16 protein-coding genes and 1 tRNA gene are annotated in these 20,159 nt (G+C 57.5%); 13 read left to right on the top strand and 4 right to left on the bottom strand.

Features of this window, described 5'->3' with window-relative positions; all coding sequences use genetic code 11:
• The first annotated feature begins 21 nt into the window (after positions 1-21).
• The 10 genes from serC to pyrF all read left to right on the top strand — a co-directional run bounded on the left by serC (position 22) and on the right by pyrF (position 10,818).
• On the top strand, positions 22-1,104 hold the full coding sequence (gene serC, locus AC13C0_RS10065) for a 3-phosphoserine/phosphohydroxythreonine transaminase (RefSeq protein WP_482954331.1): 1,083 nt from the start codon (positions 22-24) through the stop codon (positions 1,102-1,104).
• Positions 1,105-1,106: 2 nt separating this feature from the next.
• Positions 1,107-2,204 (top strand): prephenate dehydratase, encoded by a 1,098-nt coding sequence (pheA, locus tag AC13C0_RS10060; RefSeq protein WP_117616837.1) that lies wholly within the window; start codon positions 1,107-1,109, stop codon positions 2,202-2,204.
• A gap of 48 nt (positions 2,205-2,252) precedes the next feature.
• Complete coding sequence (gene hisC, locus AC13C0_RS10055) at positions 2,253-3,377, top strand: histidinol-phosphate transaminase (protein WP_341581761.1); 1,125 nt, start codon at positions 2,253-2,255, stop codon at positions 3,375-3,377.
• Position 3,378: 1 nt separating this feature from the next.
• On the top strand, positions 3,379-5,607 hold the full coding sequence (locus AC13C0_RS10050) for a bifunctional prephenate dehydrogenase/3-phosphoshikimate 1-carboxyvinyltransferase (protein WP_482954330.1): 2,229 nt from the start codon (positions 3,379-3,381) through the stop codon (positions 5,605-5,607).
• Positions 5,607-6,287: a (d)CMP kinase gene (gene cmk / locus AC13C0_RS10045; protein ID WP_482954329.1), complete on the top strand. Its 681-nt coding sequence runs from the start codon at positions 5,607-5,609 to the stop codon at positions 6,285-6,287. The genes AC13C0_RS10050 and cmk overlap by 1 nt, the downstream gene beginning before the upstream one ends.
• Positions 6,288-6,417: 130 nt before the next feature.
• Positions 6,418-8,112 carry a 30S ribosomal protein S1 gene (gene rpsA, locus AC13C0_RS10040; RefSeq protein ID WP_117616841.1) on the top strand — a complete coding sequence of 565 codons (1,695 nt, stop codon included), beginning with the start codon at positions 6,418-6,420 and terminating at the stop codon, positions 8,110-8,112.
• A gap of 134 nt (positions 8,113-8,246) precedes the next feature.
• Positions 8,247-8,543, top strand: a complete 297-nt coding sequence (locus AC13C0_RS10035) for an integration host factor subunit beta (protein ID WP_007154691.1) — start codon at positions 8,247-8,249, stop codon at positions 8,541-8,543.
• A 60-nt stretch (positions 8,544-8,603) separates the two neighbouring features.
• Positions 8,604-8,906: a LapA family protein gene (locus tag AC13C0_RS10030; protein WP_117616842.1), complete on the top strand. Its 303-nt coding sequence runs from the start codon at positions 8,604-8,606 to the stop codon at positions 8,904-8,906.
• Entirely contained in the window at positions 8,906-10,075 is a 1,170-nt protein-coding gene (gene lapB, locus AC13C0_RS10025; protein WP_117616843.1) for a lipopolysaccharide assembly protein LapB, read from the top strand. The genes AC13C0_RS10030 and lapB overlap by 1 nt, the downstream gene beginning before the upstream one ends.
• A gap of 32 nt (positions 10,076-10,107) precedes the next feature.
• The gene (gene pyrF, locus AC13C0_RS10020) at positions 10,108-10,818 is read left to right on the top strand and encodes an orotidine-5'-phosphate decarboxylase (protein ID WP_482954328.1); all 711 of its coding nucleotides are present in this window, start codon (positions 10,108-10,110) and stop codon (positions 10,816-10,818) included.
• A 291-nt stretch (positions 10,819-11,109) separates the two neighbouring features.
• On the opposite strand, the gene AC13C0_RS10015 is transcribed toward pyrF, so the two are convergent.
• Together AC13C0_RS10015 and AC13C0_RS10010 are read right to left on the bottom strand one after the other, a co-directional pair.
• A tRNA-Asn gene (locus tag AC13C0_RS10015) sits at positions 11,110-11,185 on the bottom strand.
• A gap of 70 nt (positions 11,186-11,255) precedes the next feature.
• Positions 11,256-12,440, bottom strand: a complete 1,185-nt coding sequence (locus AC13C0_RS10010; RefSeq protein WP_117616845.1) for a pyridoxal phosphate-dependent aminotransferase — start codon at positions 12,438-12,440, stop codon at positions 11,256-11,258.
• Positions 12,441-12,623: 183 nt separating this feature from the next.
• Here AC13C0_RS10010 and uvrB point away from each other — a divergent pair, with 183 nt between their 5' ends.
• Positions 12,624-14,684, top strand: coding sequence for an excinuclease ABC subunit UvrB (gene uvrB, locus AC13C0_RS10005; protein ID WP_117616846.1), 2,061 nt, complete (start codon positions 12,624-12,626; stop codon positions 14,682-14,684).
• Here uvrB and rimI read toward each other — a convergent pair whose 3' ends face one another.
• The gene (rimI, locus tag AC13C0_RS10000) at positions 14,685-15,803 is read right to left on the bottom strand and encodes a ribosomal protein S18-alanine N-acetyltransferase (RefSeq protein ID WP_117616847.1); all 1,119 of its coding nucleotides are present in this window, start codon (positions 15,801-15,803) and stop codon (positions 14,685-14,687) included.
• A 201-nt stretch (positions 15,804-16,004) separates the two neighbouring features.
• Between rimI and AC13C0_RS09995 the strand changes: the two genes are divergently transcribed.
• Positions 16,005-17,504: a RimK family protein gene (locus AC13C0_RS09995; RefSeq protein WP_117616848.1), complete on the top strand. Its 1,500-nt coding sequence runs from the start codon at positions 16,005-16,007 to the stop codon at positions 17,502-17,504.
• A gap of 17 nt (positions 17,505-17,521) precedes the next feature.
• On the opposite strand, the gene AC13C0_RS09990 is transcribed toward AC13C0_RS09995, so the two are convergent.
• Positions 17,522-18,685 carry a cation diffusion facilitator family transporter gene (locus AC13C0_RS09990; protein WP_482954327.1) on the bottom strand — a complete coding sequence of 388 codons (1,164 nt, stop codon included), beginning with the start codon at positions 18,683-18,685 and terminating at the stop codon, positions 17,522-17,524.
• Positions 18,686-19,092: 407 nt separating this feature from the next.
• Between AC13C0_RS09990 and AC13C0_RS09985 the strand changes: the two genes are divergently transcribed.
• On the top strand, positions 19,093-20,112 hold the full coding sequence (locus AC13C0_RS09985) for a quinone-dependent dihydroorotate dehydrogenase (protein WP_482954326.1): 1,020 nt from the start codon (positions 19,093-19,095) through the stop codon (positions 20,110-20,112).
• Positions 20,113-20,159 lie beyond the last annotated feature (47 nt).

Genomic DNA, 20,159 nt, shown 5'->3' with positions numbered 1-20,159 from the left:
GACTTGAGAGATCACAGCAACATGAGCAGGGCGTATAATTTTTGTGCAGGCCCGGCAACCTTGCCGGAAAGCGTGCTTCGTCAGGCGCGGGATGAAATGCTCGACTGGCGCGGTACCGGCATGTCGGTGATGGAAATGAGCCATCGCAGCGACGAGTTTGTCCAGATTGCCGAAACTGCAGAAAAAGATCTGCGTGAACTGGCCGGCGTGTCGGACGATTACGCCGTTCTCTTTATGCAGGGTGGGGCGTCCAGCCAGTTTTCCACCATTCCCCTGAACCTGCTGGGTGAAAAAAACTCTGCTGACTATGTGAATACGGGCATCTGGTCCAAGAAAGCCATTGCCGAGGCGAGCCGCTATGGCACTGTGAACGTGGTGGCCAGCTCGGAAGACAGCGGTTTTGCCACGATTCCTGACCAGTCCTCCTGGCAGACCAGTGCAGATGCAGCGTACCTGCACTACACGCCGAACGAGACCATTGGCGGTCTGGAGTTCGACTTTGTTCCGGAGAGCCCGTCGGTCCCGCTGGTGGCGGATATGTCCTCATCCATGCTTTCCCGGCCGGTGGACGTTTCCAGGTTTGGCGTGATCTACGCCGGCGCCCAGAAAAACATCGGCCCCTCGGGCCTGGTGGTGGTCATTATCCGCAAGGATCTGCTGGGTAAGGCCCGCAGGGAGACCCCCACCATGATGAACTATCAGGTGATTGCCGATAACGGGTCCATGTACAACACCCCCGCGACCTATTCCTGGTATCTGGCGGGCCTGGTGTTCCAGTGGCTGAAAGAGCAGGGTGGTGTAACGGCCATGGGTGAAGTGAACCTGCGCAAGGCCAGAAAGCTCTATGGGTTCATCGACACCAATGATTTCTACGCCAACCCCATTGAACCGCGTTTCCGGTCCTGGATGAACGTGCCGTTTACCCTGGCAGACGACGCCTTGAACGGTGAATTCCTGAAAGGAGCCAATGCCCGTGGCCTGCTGAACCTGGCCGGCCACCGCTCGGTGGGTGGTATGCGGGCGAGTATTTACAACGCGATGCCCGAGGCTGGTGTTGATGCGCTGATCGAATATATGACTGAATTTGCGAAGGAGCGTGGCTGACCATGAGTGATGAGCAGGTCCGGCTCGCAGAGCTGAGGGACGAGATTGATCAGATTGATCAGAAGCTCATGGAGCTGATCAGCGCCCGGGCAACCTGTGCCCAGGAAGTCGCCCACGTCAAGACCACAGCCAATCCGGGGCAGGACGTATTTTTCTATCGCCCGGAGCGGGAAGCCCAGGTGCTGCGCCGAATCAAGGAGCAGAACCCGGGGCCATTGTCCTGTGAGGAAATGGCCCGTCTGTTCCGGGAAATCATGTCGGCCTGCCTGGCGCTGGAAAAGCCCATGCACATTGCCTTCCTGGGGCCGGTGGGTACCTTCACCCAGGCAGCAGCGCTCAAGCATTTTGGTCACTCGGTGATCAGCGTGCCGCTGCCCGCGATTGATGCGGTATTCCGGGAGGTTGAATCCGGCGCTGCCCATTACGGTGTGGTGCCGGTGGAGAACTCCACCGAGGGCATGATCAATCATACCCTCGATATGTTCATGTCCTCGCCCCTGAAAATCTGTGGTGAAGTGCAACTGCGGATTCACCACCACCTGCTGGTGTCTCCGAAGCACAAGGATCAGGAAATTACCCGGATCTATTCCCATCAGCAGTCGTTTGCCCAGTGTCGCCAGTGGCTGGACACCCATCGCTATGGTATTGAGCGGGTGACAGTTTCCAGCAACGCCGAAGCGGCGCGACGTGCGGGCGCGGAGCCCGGATCGGCGGCGATTGCCGGCGACATGGCGGCTGAGCTCTATGGCCTGGAAAAACTGGCCAACAGCATTGAAGACCGTCCGGACAATACCACACGTTTCCTGATCATCGGCCGGGAAGAAGTCCCTGCCAGCGGTCACGATAAGACCTCCATTCTGGTTTCCATGCGAAACAAGCCGGGTGCACTGTACCAGCTGCTTGAGCCGTTTCATCGCCATGGCCTCAGCCTGACCCGTATCGAAACCCGGCCGTCGCCCAGTGGTACCTGGGCCTATGTGTTCTACATCGATTTTGAAGGGCATATGGAGGGCGATCAGGTGCGCAAGGTTCTCGCAGAAGTGGAGGACGAAGCCGTTGAGCTCAAGCGGTTGGGTTCCTACCCGATTGGCGTTCTTTGAGTACCCGAACCGGCAGTTTTTTTGAGTACGGAGTGTCGAGGACGTTTTATGGCCATTGATTACCAGAGTCTGGCGGTCCGGGGCGTGCAGGCGTTGTCGCCCTACCAGCCAGGAAAACCGATTGAGGAACTGGCGCGGGAGCTGGGGCTGAATCCCGCTGAAATTATCAAGCTTGCCAGCAATGAAAATCCGCTTGGGCCTAGCGAAAAGGCGCTTTCTGCCGCCCGCCAGGCATTGTCTGAACTGTGCCTGTATCCGGACGGCAACGGCTTCAATCTCAAGCAGGCGCTGTCAAGGCGCCTGGGTGTCGGGCTGGACCGGATCACCCTCGGCAATGGCTCCAATGACGTTCTGGAAGTCATCACCCGCTGTTTTGCCGATGCCGATTCGGAAGTCATTTTCTCCCAGTATGCGTTCGCCATTTATCCTCTGGTGACCCGGGCCATTGGCGCAAAGGGCGTGTCCGTGCCTGCCCGGGAATGGGGGCATGATCTGGAGGCGATGGCGGCGGCGGTCACCGACCGTACCAGGCTGGTTTTTGTCGCCAACCCGAACAATCCCACGGGTACGGTGCACAAGGCCGATGCCATTGAGGCCTTCCTGAAGAAGATTCCGGCCGAGGTCCTCGTGGTGCTGGATGAGGCCTACTGCGAATACCTCACCGGTAACGACTATCCTGACGGTGTGGAACTGCTTTCCCGGTTCCCGAACCTGCTCGTGTGCCGGACCTTCTCCAAAGCCTGGGGGCTTGCCGGTTTGCGGGTGGGCTACAGCGTCAGCTCCGCAGCCATTGCCGACACCCTCAACCGCGTGCGTCAGCCCTTTAACGTCGACACGGTTGCGCTCTCTGCGGCCACGGCGGTGCTGGATGATGAAGACTACCTTCAGCGCTCCCGGGAGGTGAACAGTGCCGGCCTGCGCCAGCTTGAGCAGGCATTCGATCGCATGGGGCTCAGTTACATTCCCTCTGCCGGCAACTTTATTGCGGTGGAAGTGGGTGAGCAGGCCATGGGGGTATACCAGACTCTTCTGGCCCACGGTGTGATTGTCCGCCCGATTGCAGGTTATGGCATGCCGCGCCATCTCCGTGTCTCGGTTGGGCTTCCGGAAGAGAACGAGCGGTTTATCGACGCGCTGGCGCAGGCACTGACATCCTCGGGGCTGAGCGACTGACATGGCGCTTTCCGAACCTCTTTTTAAGCGGGTTGCAGTGATTGGTCTGGGGCTGATTGGCGGCTCCCTGGCCAGTGCTATCCGGCGTAATGGCCTGGCTGGCAGGGTGGTTGGTGCAGACCAGCGCGGCGAGGAGCTGCAACTCGGCAAAGAGCTTGGTGTTATAGATGAGGCCGCGCCTACCGTGGCTGATGCCGTCAAGGGTGCCGATCTGGTGGTGCTTGCGGTGCCGGTAAGGGCAACCCGCGCGGTTCTGGAAGAAGTTCGCTCCTGCCTGGAGCCCGGAGCAGTGCTAACGGATGTGGGTAGTACCAAGTCCAGCTTTGTCGCCGATGTTGAGGCCGTGTTTGGTGGCCTTTCGCCGCTGGTGATTCCCGGCCACCCGATCGCGGGCTCTGAAAAGAGCGGCATCCGGGCGGCCAGTCCGGAGCTGTTCGCCAACCACAAGGTGATTCTTACGCCTCCGGACAATGTCAGTGAGCCGCATCTGGCACGTCTGAAAGGACTCTGGGAAGGCTGTGGCGCGACAGTGCTGACCATGTCTGTGGCCTATCACGACGAAGTGCTGGCGGCCACCAGCCATTTGCCCCATCTGATTGCCTTTTCTCTGGTCGACACCCTGGCGGGTGAAGACGAGAACATGGACATTTTCCGTTATGCGGCCGGTGGATTCAGGGACTTTACCCGGATTGCTGCCAGTGATCCGGTGATGTGGCACGATATCTTTCTCTCGAATCGCGAGGCGGTTCTTCGGGTAATCGACCATTTTACTCACGACCTGGAACAGCTGCGCACGGCCATTGCTAACCAGGACAGTGCGACCCTGTTAAGGGTTTTCAGTCGCGCCAAAGCGGCGCGTGAACATTTTTCAAAGATGCTCTCAGGACAGGCTTACGTGACAAAAAACAGTGAAAAGCAGGTAAGGTTCCGTCTTCAGCCCGGTGGCGCTATTTCCGGTGATATCCGGGTACCCGGTGACAAATCCATGTCGCACCGTTCCATCATGATGGGTGCGCTTGCCAACGGCGTCACCGAGGTTAAGGGATTCCTGGAGGGTGAGGACAGCCTGGCGACGCTTCAGGCGTTCCGGGATATGGGTGTCACGATCGAAGGCCCGGAAGATGGCTTCGTCCGGATTCACGGTGTTGGCATGCATGGGCTGCAGGCGCCCCGTGGCCCGTTGTATCTTGGTAATTCCGGAACCGCGATGCGCCTGTTTGCAGGCCTGCTGGCAGCCCAGCCGTTTGACTCTGAGCTGACCGGCGACGCCAGTCTCTCCGGCCGCCCCATGGGCCGGGTTGCAGACCCGTTGCGAGCCATGGGGGCAGTGATTGACACGGCCGAAGGTGGTCGCCCGCCGCTGAAGATACGCGGTGGCCAGAAGCTGTCCGGTATCCATTATGAAATGCCGGTAGCCAGCGCCCAGGTGAAGTCCTGCCTCTTGCTGGCCGGGCTCTACGCTGAAGGCAGCACATCGGTTACCGAGCCGGCACCCACGCGGGATCATACCGAGCGCATGCTGGCGGGCTTCGGCTACCACGTACACCGTAACGGCGCGACGGCCAGTGTCAGTGGTGGTGGCAAGCTGACGGCCACAAACATTGACGTACCTGCCGACATTTCTTCCTCGGCCTTTTTTCTGGTGGCTGCGAGCATTGCGCCCGGTTCCGACCTGATCCTTCGCCATGTAGGTATGAACCCGACCCGGGTGGGGGTGATCAACATTCTACGCCGGATGGGCGCCAGTATTGAGGTTCTGGATGAGCGCGAAATCGGTGGTGAGCCTGTAGCCGATCTGCGCGTGCGTTCGGCGGAACTTCAGGGTATTGATATTCCCGAAGACCAGGTGCCACTGGCGATTGACGAATTCCCGGTGCTGTTCATCGCGGCAACCTGCGCCACCGGCCGAACGGTTCTGCGAGGCGCCGAGGAGCTGCGGGTCAAGGAAAGTGACCGGATCCAGGTGATGGCAGACGGCCTTGCCGCCCTGGGTGTGGAAACCACCGTTACGCCGGACGGCATCATCATTGATGGTGGCCAGACCATTGGCGGCGGCACCGTCAACAGCCAGGGCGACCACCGTATTGCCATGTCTTTCGCAGTGGCATCGCTGCGGGCCAAAGGCGATATTACCGTGACCGACTGCGCCAATGTGGCAACGTCTTTCCCGGGATTTGTGGAGCTCGCAAAGAGTACGGGAATCAATATTTCAGCCGAGGGGGCTGAATAATGGCGGATAACAGAGCGCCGGTGATCACGGTGGATGGCCCCGGAGGATCCGGCAAGGGCACCGTTACCCAAATGCTGGCCAGGAAGCTGGGTTGGCATTTGCTGGATAGCGGGGCCTTGTACCGGCTGACGGCTCTGGCCGCCGTCCGGCAGGGTGTCGCTCTGGACGACGAGGAAGGGCTGGTCAAAGTGGCTGCCGGGCTGGATGTGGCGTTCGAACCCACGCCCGAGGGTGAGCCGGTCCGGGTTATTCTGGCAGGGCAGGACGTGACGGCAGATATACGTACGGAGTCCGCCGGGGATAACGCGTCGAAAGTGGCCGTGATGCAGCCGGTCCGGGACGCGCTGTTGCAGCGCCAGCGGGACTTCCGGCAGGCTCCGGGCCTGGTGGCCGATGGCCGGGATATGGGAACCGTGGTGTTCCCGGATGCGCCGGTCAAGATTTTCCTGACGGCAAGCGCCGAGGAGAGAGCCAGAAGGCGTTACAGCCAGTTGAAGGACGCGGGTGTCGATGTTAATATTGTCGCCCTTTTAGAGGAGATACGGGTTCGTGATGAACGGGATATGAACCGTTCCGCAGCCCCTCTCAAGCCCGCAGATGATGCGCAAGTCATTGATTCTACGGGGTTGGGTATAGGAGAGGTGCTAGACAGGTGTATGGCCGCGGCAGGCCAGGCCTGACTACACCTTTTTGTCGTTGAAATGCCGGATGTAGCGTTATCTGCCAGCCACAGGCTTGATCCGGAACTTATTAACAGACCGTGTTGCTGGTGGCACGGAGCACACTTGCGTTGATCATATAGGACTCATAATGAGCGAGAGCTTTGCGGATCTTTTTGAAGAAAGCCTGAAAGAAATTGACATGCAGCCGGGTTCCATCGTCCAGGGAACCGTAGTTGACGTCGACAACGACTGGGTCACCGTTAACGCCGGACTGAAGTCCGAAGGCGTTATCCCCGCCTCCCAGTTCCTGAACGAAAAAGGCGAGTTGGAAATTGCTATCGGCGATGTTGTCGATGTAGCTCTCGACGCTGTGGAAGACGGTTTCGGTGAAACCCGTCTGTCCCGTGAAAAGGCCAAGCGTGCAGAAGCCTGGAAGGTACTCGAGAAGTCCTTCGAAGCTGAGGAAGTGGTTAAGGGTGTTATCAATGGCAAGGTCAAAGGCGGTTTCACTGTCGATCTGGCCGGTATCCGCGCCTTCCTGCCGGGCTCTCTGGTAGATGTTCGTCCGGTCCGCGATACCGCGCACCTGGAGAACAAGGAACTCGAATTCAAGGTTATCAAGCTGGATCAGAAGCGTAACAACGTGGTTGTTTCCCGCCGCGCCGTTCTGGAAGCTGAAAACAGCGCTGAGCGCGAAGCTCTGCTGGAAACCCTGACCGAAGGTATGGAAATCAAGGGTATCGTCAAGAACCTGACCGACTACGGCGCGTTCGTGGATCTGGGCGGCGTTGACGGCCTGCTGCACATTACCGATATGGCCTGGAAGCGCATCAAGCATCCGAGCGAAATCGTTAACGTGGGCGATGAGATCAGTGTCAAGGTTCTGAAGTTTGATCGTGAGCGCAACCGTGTGTCCCTCGGCCTGAAGCAGCTGGGCGAAGATCCCTGGGTTGATATCAAGGGTCGTTATCCGGAAGGCAGCAAGGTGACTGCACGCGTTACCAACCTGACCGACTACGGCTGCTTTGCCGAGCTGGAAGAAGGTGTTGAAGGTCTGGTTCACGTGTCCGAAATGGACTGGACCAACAAGAATATCCATCCGTCCAAGGTTGTCCAGGTAGGCGACGAAGTGGGCGTGATGATTCTGGATATCGACGAAGAGCGTCGTCGTATTTCCCTGGGTATCAAACAGTGCGTATCCAACCCATGGGAAGATTTCTCCAGCAACTTCAACAAGGGCGACCGCATCTCCGGTAAGATCAAGTCAATCACTGACTTCGGTATCTTCATCGGTCTGGACGGCGGCATCGACGGTCTGGTTCACCTGTCTGACATCAGCTGGAACGAGACTGGCGAAGAAGCGGTTCGCGAATACAAGAAGGGTGACGAAGTTGAAACCGTTATCCTGTCTGTTGATCCGGAGCGAGAGCGTATCTCCCTGGGTATCAAGCAGCTTGAGAGCGATCCGTTCGCCGAGTTTGTGCAGCTGAACGACAAGGGCTCTATTGTTAAGGGCACCGTGTCTGCAGTTGATGCCAAGGCCGCTACCATTGCCCTGAACGACGAAGTTGAAGCGGTACTGAAAGCCTCGGAAATCAGTCGTGACCGTGTTGAAGACGCACGTAACGCGCTGAAGGAAGGCGAAGAAGTAGAAGCGAAGATCATCAGCATCGATCGCAAGAACCGCATCATTAACCTGTCTGTGAAGTCCAAGGATGTTGAGGACGACAAGCAGGCCCTGGAAAATGTGCGGACCAAGACTGCCGAAACCTCTTCTGGTGCGACCACCATCGGTGATCTCATCAAGGAGCAGATGCAGCAGCAAAACGCCAATAAGGAATGAATTTCCGGTTGGTGTGAAAAAAACGGGCTCTAAGAGCCCGTTTTTTTTGTGTTTTTTTCTGGTTTGGCTAAACTAGATAGTCATGGGAATCCGGCAACCGACGGCTGAACAATAACGAAAGAGGGAAACGCCTCATGACGAAGTCCGAACTGGTCGAGTTGATTGCGTCCAAGCAAACACAGCTCTCCGTTAAAGATGTCGAACTGGCTGTAAAAACCATCATTGAGCACATGTCCCAGTCGCTCGCCGATGGTCAGAGAATTGAGATCCGGGGATTTGGCAGTTTTTCTCTTCATCACCGGGCAGCGCGTACCGGTCGCAATCCGAAAACCGGTGAGGCTGTCCAGTTACCGGCCAAGTTTGTGCCGCATTTCAAACCGGGAAAGGAATTGAGAGAGCAGGTTAACGACAGTCTGAAGAAAGGCTTTTAACCGCGGCTCAGGGAATGCGTATAATTCAGGATTAGTCAGCCCTTTGGGAGTGCTATCTCTATGGCAGGATTGCAGAAGATCCTCATTATTCTGTTGGTTTTGGTCCTGGTTCTGCTGGCACTGGTGTTCTCGCTTAATAACCAAATGGCGGTGTCCCTCAATTTTCTGCTTTTTCAAACCCAGCCTCATGGTGTAGCCGTCTGGATCATCATGGCCTTTGTTATCGGTGCGCTGGTTGGCGTACTGATTACCATGCTGGCCACCGTCCGTACCTCGGTGTCCCGGCGAGCCCTTCAGAAACGACTTGATCGTGCGGAGCAGGCATTGGAGAAATCCAGGGCCCAGAACGACCGGACGCTTTAATGGATATTGTACTTCAGTGGCTGCTGCTGACAGTTGCGGTTGCCGTTGGCTGGCTGGTTGGCCGGCTGGGAAGCAATGAAAGCCGCTCAAAGGCAACGATTTCCGACGAGGAATCGGTAAAGGATCGCCTCCAGTTCCTCTTTACCAACTATTCCGACCAGGCGGTTGAAAACTTCGTGCAGTCCCTTGCTGTTAACAAGGACACCGTCAGCCTGCACCTCTCAATTGGCAGTCATTTTCGCAATAAGGGCGAAACGGACAGAGCCATATTGATTCATCAGAATCTCCTGGCAAGGCCTGAATTGCCGCCACGCTTTTCGCCACAGGTTACCCTGGAGCTGGCACGGGATTACCTCAACGCCGGCCTGCTGGACCGCGCCGAGGCATTGCTGCATCAGCTCATGGGTGACCGGGAATATGGCCGGCATTCTTCCCAGCAGCTGATTGATCTGTACCAGCAGGAAAAGGAGTGGGGTAAAGCGTCGGAGGTTGCCCGAACACTGACCCGTGGCGATGCTGACCCCGCCATGTTCAAAGTTCTGGCATACCTGACTTGTGAGCTTGCCGAGGAAGCGCTGAAACAGGATGATCGTTGGGAGGCCCAGAAACTCGCCCGGGAAGCGCTGGATTACGACCGTTCCTGTGTGCGTGCCACCCTGATACTGATGAAGCTGCTGGTTCGCCAGGGCAGTTTCCGCGAGGCTGGCAATCAGGGCCTGAAAGTCTTCGACCAGAACCCGGAGTTCGGTCCGGAAGCGGTTGACCGTCTGATGAAGCTTGAGCACGAGCACGGTGATATCGGACGCCTGGCGAAAAAACTGCGCAAGCTTTACGAGAATTATCCGAGCACAAGTCTATTGCTGGCACTGGTCGAATCCGTGGAGCGGGCCTCTGGCCGACCTGCTGCGATCGATCTGCTACGGCAGGAACTGGAGATCCGCCCAAGCGTCCGCGGCCTGTTGCGGCTGGTGGAGATGGCGGGCTACGAGAAAGGTATGACCACAGACGAGGGCCGGCTTGTCAGCCGCATTGGCCACCTGATTCTTGCCAACCGCCCGGTCTATCGCTGTGTCAGCTGTGGTTTCTCCGGTCGCCAGCTGCACTGGCTGTGCCCAAGCTGCAAGCAATGGGAAACCGTCCGCCCGATCCAGGGCGTTGAAGCTGAATAAACCTTTACTGAATCTCCGCAGGATAATTGAACGTGCAAACCGCAAACGATCCCAAAATCATCGTCGCCCTGGACTTTCCCTCCGGGAAATCGGCCCTGGAACTGGTTGATAAACTGGATCCGGCCAAATGCCGGTTGAAGGTGGGCAAGGAGCTGTTCACCCGTTCCGGCCCCCAGTTAGTCGAGGGGCTTCAAAAGCGCGGATTCGATGTGTTCCTGGACCTGAAATTCCACGACATCCCCAACACCACCTCGGCGGCGGTAGCGGCAGCCGCAGATCTCGGCGTCTGGATGGTAAACGTCCACGCCTCGGGCGGTGAAAAAATGATGACCGCCTGCCGGGAGCGCCTGGAAACCTTCGGAGCAGACCGGCCGTTGCTGATTGCCGTCACCGTTCTCACCAGCATGAACGCCGACGACCTGGCCGGTATTGGCATTACCGATTCCCCGGAAGTCCAGGTATCACGTCTGGCAACCCTCACTAAAAACTGCGGCCTCGACGGTGTCGTCTGCTCCGCCCGGGAAGCCCCGAAACTGAAAGGGGAGCAGGGCGCCGACTTCAAGCTGATCACCCCGGGGATTCGTCCGTTGACTGCCGATAAAGGCGACCAACAACGCATCATGACCCCAAGCGATGCCCTCAAGGCGGGTTCCGATTATCTTGTGATCGGCCGCCCGATTACCCAGGCTGCGGATCCGTTGGCTGCTTTGGAGGCTGTTCACGCTGAGGTGATTGGCCTCTAGCATTTGGTGGGTATTTTGCTTGAGCCCTAGCCTGATAGGTTTGGAGCCTGGTGGTGTGGGGCCTCCCTCCCAAAAAACCGCTACGAGCACATCCCTGTGCGCTTGTTTCCGGCCATCCATGGCCTCCAACATTTTTGGGAGGGAGGCCCCACACCACCGTGTCGAACCTTTGAGATATAGTCTGTGAACGCGGGGTCAGATGAAAACCTTCATCTGACCCCAATTTCGAAAACAAACACAGAGGTAATAAAAAACCCGCTAACTCAAAGAATTAGCGGGCTTTTAAAATAGTGGCTCCCCGAGCTGGGCTCGAACCAGCGACAAACGGATTAACAGTCCGTTGCTCTACCAACTGAGCTATCGGGGAACGTCGTCGTGTGACGAGGCGCGTATATTAAGTTGGCTATACCGCCCCGTCAACCCTTGGCCAGAACTTTTTAGCCAAGTACTTTCTGAAGACGTTCAATCGCCTTGTGCAGGTTATCCATGCTGGTGGCGAAGCTCAGGCGCATGTGGCCAGGGCAGCCGAAGGCGGATCCTGGAACCAGTGCCACGCCGGCGTCAGTCAGTAGCTTTTCGGCGAATTCCACGTCCGTACTGACACTGGTATCAGCATCAATGGCGCCCTGGAAGCTCGGAAACACGTAAAAGGTTCCGTCGCCATTCAGGCATTCAACGCCCGGCAGTTTGTTCAGGGCCTCTACCAGCCAGTCGTGGCGTTCTTTGAACGCCTTTACCATGTCGCCCACGCAGGCCTGGTTGCCATCAAGCGCAGCCTTTGCTGCCGCCTGGGAGATAGACGCCGGGTTGGAGGTGCTCTGGGACTGGATTTTCTTCATGGCGCCGATGATCTTCGCCGGGCCAGCGGCGTAGCCGATACGCCAGCCAGTCATGGAGTAGGCCTTGGACACACCGTTGAGCACGAAGGTGCGGTCGTACAGTTCCGGGGTGGCGTTCAGGATGTTGCAGAACGGCTTGCCGGTCCAGAGGATCGGCTCATACATGTCGTCGGTGGCGATCATAATGTTCGGGTGCTTCTTCAGCACCTCGCCGATGGCCTGCAACTCTTCCAGGGTGTAGGCCATGCCGCTCGGGTTCGAGGGGCTGTTAATCACGAACAGGCGGGTACGCTCGGTGATGGCGTTTTCCAGCTGTTCCGGGGTGATCTTGAAGCGGGTCTTGGCACCGGTTTCAATGATAACCGGCTTACCTTCGGCCACCAGTACCATATCCGGGTAGGATACCCAGTATGGCGCCGGGATGATGGCTTCGTCACCCTTGTTCAGGGTGGCCAGTGCGAGGTTGAAAAAGCTCTGTTTGCCACCACTGCTTACCAAGATCTGGTTGGCTTCGTATTCCAGGCCGTTGTCCCGTTTGAACTTCGCAATAATCGCTTTCTTCAGGGCTGGCGTACCATCAACGGCAGTGTATTTGGTCTGGCCGTTGTCGATGGCTTCAATGGCTGCCTGTTTGATGTGATCAGGGGTATCGAAGTCCGGCTCGCCGGCACCCAGGCCAATAATATCCTGGCCGGCTGCGCGGAGTTCCGCGGCCTTGTTGGTGACTGCGAGGGTGGGAGAGGGCTTGATCGCCTGTACTCGGCTGGAAAGTTGAAGGTCCAAACTTGCGCTCCTTAAAGCTGCGTCTGATAGGGCTGCGACCGCCGGGCGCCAGAGCTGCTGGCTGATTTTCGCCCAGCCGTCGATCGCACTGATGGTATCATGAAGCCAGCGTATCGCTAAATTTCTCTAATGGCAGGGGCTGTTTTGTCCCTGCTTCAGTTCTACCGGAGGTTCCCGCCAGTTATGGCCAGTAATCAGCCCAGCGTTTCCACCAGAGAGGGTGTGTTTAAAGTCGATTCACCGTTCCAGCCGGCGGGTGATCAGCCCAAGGCGATCGAGGGGCTGGTGGATGGCATCCACTCCGGCCTGGCGCACCAGACCCTGCTGGGGGTAACCGGCTCCGGTAAAACCTTCACCATTGCCAACGTAATCCAGCAGGTGCAGCGGCCAACCATCATCATGGCCCACAACAAGACCCTGGCTGCCCAGTTGTATGGCGAGTTCCGCGAATTCTTTCCGGACAATGCGGTGGAGTATTTCGTTTCCTACTACGACTACTACCAGCCGGAAGCCTATGTGCCGTCGTCGGACACCTTTATCGAGAAAGACGCCTCCATCAATGAGCACATCGAACAGATGCGTCTTTCCGCCACCAAGGCCCTGCTGGAGCGGTCGGATGCAATCATCGTGGCGACGGTGTCCTCAATCTACGGCCTTGGTGATCCCCAGTCCTACCTGAAGATGATGCTGCACCTGGACCGGGGTGATCAGATCGATCAGCGCTTTATCCTGCGTCGCCTTGCCGAACTGCAGTACACCCGCAACGATATTGAATTCCACCGGGCCAATTACCGGGTGCGGGGCGATGTGATCGATGTATTTCCGGCGGAATCCGAGAAGGAGGCCATCCGCATCGAGCTGTTCGATGATGAGGTGGAGAATCTCAGCTATTTCGACCCGCTTACAGGCGAGGTTCTGCGTCGGGTTCCCCGGGTAACCATCTATCCGAAGTCCCACTATGTGACGCCCCGGCAGAAGGTGCTGGATGCGATTGAGCTCATCAAGGTGGAGCTGGATGAGCGGCTCCAGCAACTGCGGGACAATAACCGGCTGGTGGAAGCTCAACGGCTTGAGGAGCGCACCCGGTACGACATCGAAATGATGATGGAGCTGGGTTACTGCAATGGCATCGAGAACTACTCACGTTATCTTTCTGGCCGCCGCCCGGGTGAGGCGCCACCAACCCTGTTTGATTATCTGCCACCCAATGCGTTGCTGGTGGTGGATGAATCCCATGTGACCATTCCCCAGATCGGTGCCATGTACAAGGGCGACCGTTCGCGCAAGGAAACCCTGGTGGAGTACGGTTTCCGGCTGCCTTCGGCGCTGGATAACCGGCCGATGCGGTTCGAGGAGTGGGAGCGCATCGCGCCGCAGATGATTTTTGTCTCTGCGACGCCGGGCAACTACGAAGCCGAGCATACCGGCCAGGTGGTGGAGCAGGTGGTACGGCCCACCGGCCTGCTGGATCCGGAAATCGAGGTTCGTCCGGCCTCCACGCAGGTGGATGATCTGCTTTCCGAAATCCACACCCGGGTGAAGGTGAAGGAGCGGGTTCTGGTGACCACCCTCACCAAGCGGATGGCGGAAGACCTGACGGACTTCATGATGGAACACGACGTAAAAGTCCGGTATCTGCACTCGGACATCGACACCGTCGAGCGGGTGGAGATCATCCGGGATCTCCGCCGGGGTGAATTTGATGTGCTGGTGGGCATCAACCTGTTACGGGAAGGGCTTGATATGCCTGAGGTGTCGCTGGTTGCCATTCTCGATGCGGACAAGGAAGGTTTCCTGCGTTCCGAGCGCTCACTGATCCAGACCATGGGCCGGGCGGCGCGGAATCTCCACGGCAAAGCCATTCTTTACGGTGATCGGGTTACCGGTTCCATGCAGCGGGCTATCGACGAGACTGGTCGTCGGCGGGCGAAGCAGGAAGCCCACAACGAAGAACACGGCATTACGCCCCAGGGCCTGAATAAGAAGATTGCCGATATCATGGAAGGTGCCGGCGGTGGTGGCCGCGGACGTCGCAAGGCGGAGCGCCCGGGTCAGAAGGCGGCGGAGGAAGCGGAGCAGTACCGGGCGAAATTGGGCAACCGGTCTCCCGAGCAAGTCCTCAAGGAAGTTTCCCGCCTGGAGGACGAGATGTACAAGGCGGCTTCGGAACTGGATTTCGAGACTGCTGCACGCCTGCGGGACGATATCTCCGAATTGAAAGAGGCGGCTTTGCGGACCGGGTAGTTAGCCCGGCCGTTTGGGTCCCACGATAACAGCCGCCTGTAAAGGCTGGTTGCGGCCATAGCGGGACATCTGGCTGAACACCCGTTTGTCGACGGGCAGGTATTGCTTATCGGCGACGGTTTCTCCGGCGTCCACGTCTATTTCCGGATCGTGCAGGTATACGAACTGGTCGTCGATGGCACACACAGTCACCCAGTGCGGGACGCGGCTCCGGTTCAGCTGCCAGGTGCTGATCAGGATAACCGGTACCCGACCTTCGTGCAGTGCTTCTTCCATGGCTTCCAGGGTTAGCGGGTCGTGGTGGAGCTGAATGCCAGTCTGGCCGATGTCGTGCAGGAAGCCTTCGTGGACCAGTTCCAGAACCCGTTTCTTGTCCTCATTCCTGACCGTGTCTTTGAACAGGGCACCCTCCATGCTGATCCATGCACTGGCTTCAAAGCCCCGATTCCAGGCAGACAGTGCCAGCCCGTGAGGGCCGCAGCCGCCGTGGCCGGCAAGCATGAAGATGGTGGTCGCCTCTCGCCAGATTCTCAGCTCTTCCAGGGTTGTGAGCAGTTGCTGCTCATCCAGGGCAGCCATGGCCATGATCAGCGCTGCCGGGCCACAGGAAAAATCCGTTGTCTGCGGGTAATAGGGCACGGCCTGAAATTCACGGGAGGGCTCATAGAACAGGATCCGCCGCTCAAAGCGCAGGGCATCACCGTGGTCTTCGTAATAGTCCCGGTAGGTTCCGAACTGGCGGTACCCGAGGCGTTTATACAGATTGATGGCGCCCCGGTTGTCCTCCCGGACTTCCAGCCGCATGATGATGCGACCCGCTTTAACGGCTTCCTCTTCCGCCTCCTGAACCAGCTTTTCACCTACACCCTGGCCGCGCACGGACGGCGAGACGGCAATGGAGTAGATCCGGGCAAGGCGGGTGGCAGCGCTCATCAGAACCAGACAGTAACCCACCAGGTCTTCGCCGGCTTCAGCGACGATCAGCCGGTCTCTGGGCATTTCCAGGAAACGGCGGAAACTGCGCCGGGACAACCGGTCCTCGGTGAAACACCGGTTTTCAAGCAACACCAGGGCGTCAAGGTCCATGCTGGAAGCTTGTCGGAGCTGGAAATCAGGCATCGTAATGCGGCCTTGAGAAGAGCTTTGAGGGCGTGCAGGCAGGCTTCCCTGATCCGGCTATTATGGTAGAGAGTCCAGGGTTCGCAAAGTGTGCAAACATGCGTAAAAGCACGCATCATGCGCCGATTGTACCGGTTTTGTTACCGGCGTATTGTTGCGGCAGATAACACAGGCAATAACCTTCAGGGAGGATCGCCTTTAATGTCCCGCTTGCTCATTGTAGTGGACCGCGCCAAAGACTGGGCACCGTATTATCCCAGTGAAGATGTGCTGACCTTCGATCAATATCTTCAGTTCTCGGCGCCACCTGCCAGCCGGGTGCGCGTTATTAACCTTTGTCAGAGTGCAAAATACCTGAGCCGGGGCTACTACTGCTCGCTGCTGGCGGAGGCCCGTGGCCACCATGTGGTGCCCTCGGTCATGACTCTGAACGATCTGAGTCGAAAGGGACTGTTTTCCCTGGAGCTGGAAGAGCTGGACGCCAGCGTGATTAACTGGCTCGAAGCCGCTGGTTCGGCCATTAACCCGGCCAGCGATGAGCGCGAGGCGACCCACGAGGTGAAGGTCCGGACCTGCTTCGGACAGTCTGAGCACCCGGAGCTCAAGCCTGTTGCCCGGGCTCTGTTCGAGCGCTTCCCCTGCCCGATTCTCGAGATCGTATTCAAGCGCCGCAAGCAGTGGCAGATTGAATCCATGAAACCGGCGGCCCCGGCGGATCTGGGTGAGCATGAACAGGACGTGTTTGCGGCCGCCCTGGACCGCTTCAGCAGCATGGTGTGGCGCAAGCCCCGAACGCGCCGTCGCTACCGTTACGACCTGGCCGTGCTGGTGAACCCGGATGAGGAAATGCCGCCAAGCGACAAGGTTGCCCTGAAACGATTTGTGAAGGCCGGACGGAAGCTGGGTATCAATGTGGAACAGATCACCCGGCGGGATTACATGCGGTTGCCGGAATACGATGGTCTTTTCATCCGGGAAACCACGGCCATTGACCATCACACCTATCGGTTTGCCCGCAAGGCGGATGCCGAGGGTATGGTGGTGATCGATGATCCGGTATCGATCCTCAAATGCACCAACAAGGTTTTCCTGGCGGATCTGCTGAAGAATAACAAGGTTCCGACGCCCAAGACTCTGATCCTTTCAAAGGACCAGAAGGATGCGGTTGAGCAGGTTATCAGGGAATTGGGTTTTCCGGCAGTGATCAAGATCCCGGACGGGGCTTTTTCAAGGGGAGTCACCAAGGCAGAAGATGAAAAGTCCCTGCGTGCCGGCCTCCGGGACCTGTTCAAGCAGTCGGCGCTGGTGCTGGCCCAGGAATACCTGTACACGGATTACGACTGGCGAATCGGTGTACTGGGCGGGCGGGCTATCTACGCCTGCAAGTACATGATGGTGAAAGGCCACTGGCAGATATACCAGCACGGCGAATCCGCAAGCGAAAGTGGTGGTTTCGAGACCATGCCGACCTATGAGGTGCCAAGGAACGTCATTCAGGCCGCGCTGAACGCAACAAAGCTGATTGGTAACGGACTTTATGGCGTGGATATCAAGCAATCCGGAAACCGGGTTGCCGTGATCGAAGTGAATGACAACCCGAGCATTGATGCCGGTGTTGAAGACAAATTTCTGGGAGGGGAGCTGTACACCCTGATCATGCAGGAGTTCCTGTCCCGGATGGAGGAGAATCGGCGCCGTTAGCAGGCGCCGGGTCGATCTCAGGGGCCACCAGCTACCCAGACCCGGATACTGCCAAACCACGGATAGTCCCGTAGCTGATCCCGGATATTTTCCGAGGTAAAGGGGGTCTTTGTTTCCGGCTCGTCCAGGAACAGCTCCAGGTGCACCTTGTTCTTCAGGTAATGAAGTCGCAATCGGCTGTGCTGGGGCAGTTCCCCCAAATGCCGGGCCAGGATGGCCCGGATATCTTCCCTTGAAGGCAGGCGTTCCGAGGTTGGGGGCTGATCTTCGTCATTTTCGGCATCAATGTGGAAGTTGATGTCCCGGATGTTGTCCAGGGCATCCCTCATTCCAGAGACTACCTGCATACCAATCTGATGCCCTTCCGAGACGCTGATTTCCGGCCGCACCACAAGATGAATGTCCAGCAGGATATCATGGCCCATCCGGCGGCTGCGGAGTTCATGAACGTTCCGGACACCATCGGTATCCCGGGCGATGCTCTTGAGCATTTCCGTGTCTTCGGGAGAGAGCCCCGTGTCCACCAGCTCTTTGACGCTGTCCCAGGTGAATTTCCAGCCAATGTGAATAATGATCCCTGCAATTATCACGGCCGCAAACACATCCAGCCACACCAGTCCAAGCATCGCCCCGGCGGTGGAGACCACGACTACCACGGAAGAAAATGCATCGGTACGGCTGTGCCAGGCATTGGCAATAATCAGGTCTGACCGTATGGCCAGGCCGACCTGGCGGGTGTAACGGTAAATCCATTCCTTGCCCACAACGGACGCCGCTGCAGCCACCAGAACCGGCCAGCCCGGAACGGTTTCTACGCCGCCCTCGATGAGGCGCAGGGTATTTTCCCAGGCCAGGGCGGCACCGACGGCAATGAGGATGCTGCCCAGTACCAGGGTGCCAAAGGTTTCGATTCGCTGGTGGCCGTAGGGGTGATCCTCGTCAGGCTCCTGGCGGGAAACCTTCATCACGCCCAGGACAACCAGATCCGAGGCGACGTCGGTAAACGAGTGAATGCCATCCACGATCAAGGCCTGGGAATGAAAAAGTGTACCTCCGACGACTTTAATGATACCGAGAACGGCATCCAGAATCATTCCGATAATCGTGACCCGCGATGCCTCTTTCATTTCAACTGCCAGGTTATCCCGGTGTTGTTGTGCGGGGGAGATGGGTTGTTGCATAGGGGCACTCCGGATCAGACGACAGGAGGCAGTATAACGTTATTCGGTCCGGTTGTGGCAGGTCTGCTCAAGGCCCGGAATTGCTGTGATTTATACACATCATTGCAGAATGGTGATGGGTTAACATTTTGTACAGGTTTTGTCGATAGCAATACGAAAAACATATAACATATTGAAAATAAAGATAAAAATAACTGATCAAAAAATGATCAATCTGTAGGCTGGCGCAGTTATCAAGGGATGGCAAACGTTGCCCCGCTATTTTCAACAGGGTTATCCACAGATTCCGTGGAAAAGGTTGTGAGACTGCCATCATACAGTCATTTAGCGCTGATTTTGTTCTGCTCCGGGATGCTGTGGAAAACTTCCGGTATACTCCGCCCACTTGGACTAAGGGAGTTTTTCAGATGTACGGCGTTATCCGTAACCTGCTTTTCCGGTTACCACCGGAGCAGGCCCACAATATTGCCTTGAGCGGTCTTGATCTTGCGCAACGGTTGGGCGTTTTGAGCGCTTTCGCGCCCAAGATAGATTCATTGCCAGTAAATGTTATGGGGCTGGACTTTCCGAACCCGGTCGGGCTGGCTGCGGGACTGGATAAAAACGCCGACCATCTCGATGCCCTGGGGGGCCTGGGCTTCGGATTTATAGAGGTGGGTACGGTTACGCCAATTGCGCAGCCTGGCAACCCCAAGCCTCGTATGTTCAGATTGCCGGAGCATCAGGCCATCATTAATCGCATGGGTTTCAATAACGAAGGATTGGAACACCTGCTGGAGCGTGTGGATAACCGCCATTATAAGGGCGTGCTCGGAATCAACGTGGGCAAGAACAAGGATACGCCCAACGACGAATCCGAGTCGGACTACCGCAAGGGCATTTCCGCGGTCTATACCCGGGCTGACTATATTACGGTGAATGTATCCTCGCCTAATACACCGGGGCTTCGCGATCTGCAATTCGGTGATTCCCTGAAGGGTCTGCTGGTGGCGATCAAGGATGAGCAGCTCAAATGTGAGAAACAGCATGGCCGGTACGTGCCTGTGGCCGTGAAAATTGCTCCGGACATGGACGACGAGGGCATCCGGTTTGTCGCTACCGCATTGCGGGAAACCGGTCTGGACGGTGTGATCGCGACCAACACCACCATCAACCGCGATGCCGTTGCAGGCCATCGCCATGCCGACGAAGCTGGCGGCCTCAGTGGTGCACCGGTTCGCGAGGCCTCTCTGAGAGTCATCAGGGGGCTTTACGCTGAGCTGGGTGATTCCCTGCCAATTATCGGAGTGGGTGGCATTATTGATGGCGAGAGCGCTGCGGAAAAGATTCGTGCAGGCGCAAAACTGGTGCAGGTGTATACCGGCTTTATTTACCGTGGTCCAGATCTGATTCGGGAAGCGGTGGAAGCCATCAGGCAGGTGAAATAATCTGAGTGCCATAAAACGAAGATGGGCCCGCTGAGCGGGCCCTTGCG

It is taken from the genome of Marinobacter sp. B-21 (assembly GCF_056857895.1).
The sequence above is the reverse complement of the archived record's forward strand: the minus strand, read 5'-3'. Positions and strand labels throughout refer to the sequence as shown.

Coding starts and splice junctions, on each gene's coding strand:
- rimI (WP_117616847.1), bottom strand. CDS start 15,803: ATGCCTGATTTCCAGCTCCGACAAGCTTCCAGCATGGACCTTGACGCC.
- AC13C0_RS09995 (WP_117616848.1), top strand. CDS start 16,005: ATGTCCCGCTTGCTCATTGTAGTGGACCGCGCCAAAGACTGGGCACCG.
- AC13C0_RS10050 (WP_482954330.1), top strand. CDS start 3,379: ATGGCGCTTTCCGAACCTCTTTTTAAGCGGGTTGCAGTGATTGGTCTG.
- AC13C0_RS09985 (WP_482954326.1), top strand. CDS start 19,093: ATGTACGGCGTTATCCGTAACCTGCTTTTCCGGTTACCACCGGAGCAG.
- rpsA (WP_117616841.1), top strand. CDS start 6,418: ATGAGCGAGAGCTTTGCGGATCTTTTTGAAGAAAGCCTGAAAGAAATT.
- AC13C0_RS10030 (WP_117616842.1), top strand. CDS start 8,604: ATGGCAGGATTGCAGAAGATCCTCATTATTCTGTTGGTTTTGGTCCTG.
- AC13C0_RS10035 (WP_007154691.1), top strand. CDS start 8,247: ATGACGAAGTCCGAACTGGTCGAGTTGATTGCGTCCAAGCAAACACAG.
- cmk (WP_482954329.1), top strand. CDS start 5,607: ATGGCGGATAACAGAGCGCCGGTGATCACGGTGGATGGCCCCGGAGGA.
- pheA (WP_117616837.1), top strand. CDS start 1,107: ATGAGTGATGAGCAGGTCCGGCTCGCAGAGCTGAGGGACGAGATTGAT.
- hisC (WP_341581761.1), top strand. CDS start 2,253: ATGGCCATTGATTACCAGAGTCTGGCGGTCCGGGGCGTGCAGGCGTTG.
- AC13C0_RS09990 (WP_482954327.1), bottom strand. CDS start 18,685: ATGCAACAACCCATCTCCCCCGCACAACAACACCGGGATAACCTGGCA.
- serC (WP_482954331.1), top strand. CDS start 22: ATGAGCAGGGCGTATAATTTTTGTGCAGGCCCGGCAACCTTGCCGGAA.
- lapB (WP_117616843.1), top strand. CDS start 8,906: ATGGATATTGTACTTCAGTGGCTGCTGCTGACAGTTGCGGTTGCCGTT.
- uvrB (WP_117616846.1), top strand. CDS start 12,624: ATGGCCAGTAATCAGCCCAGCGTTTCCACCAGAGAGGGTGTGTTTAAA.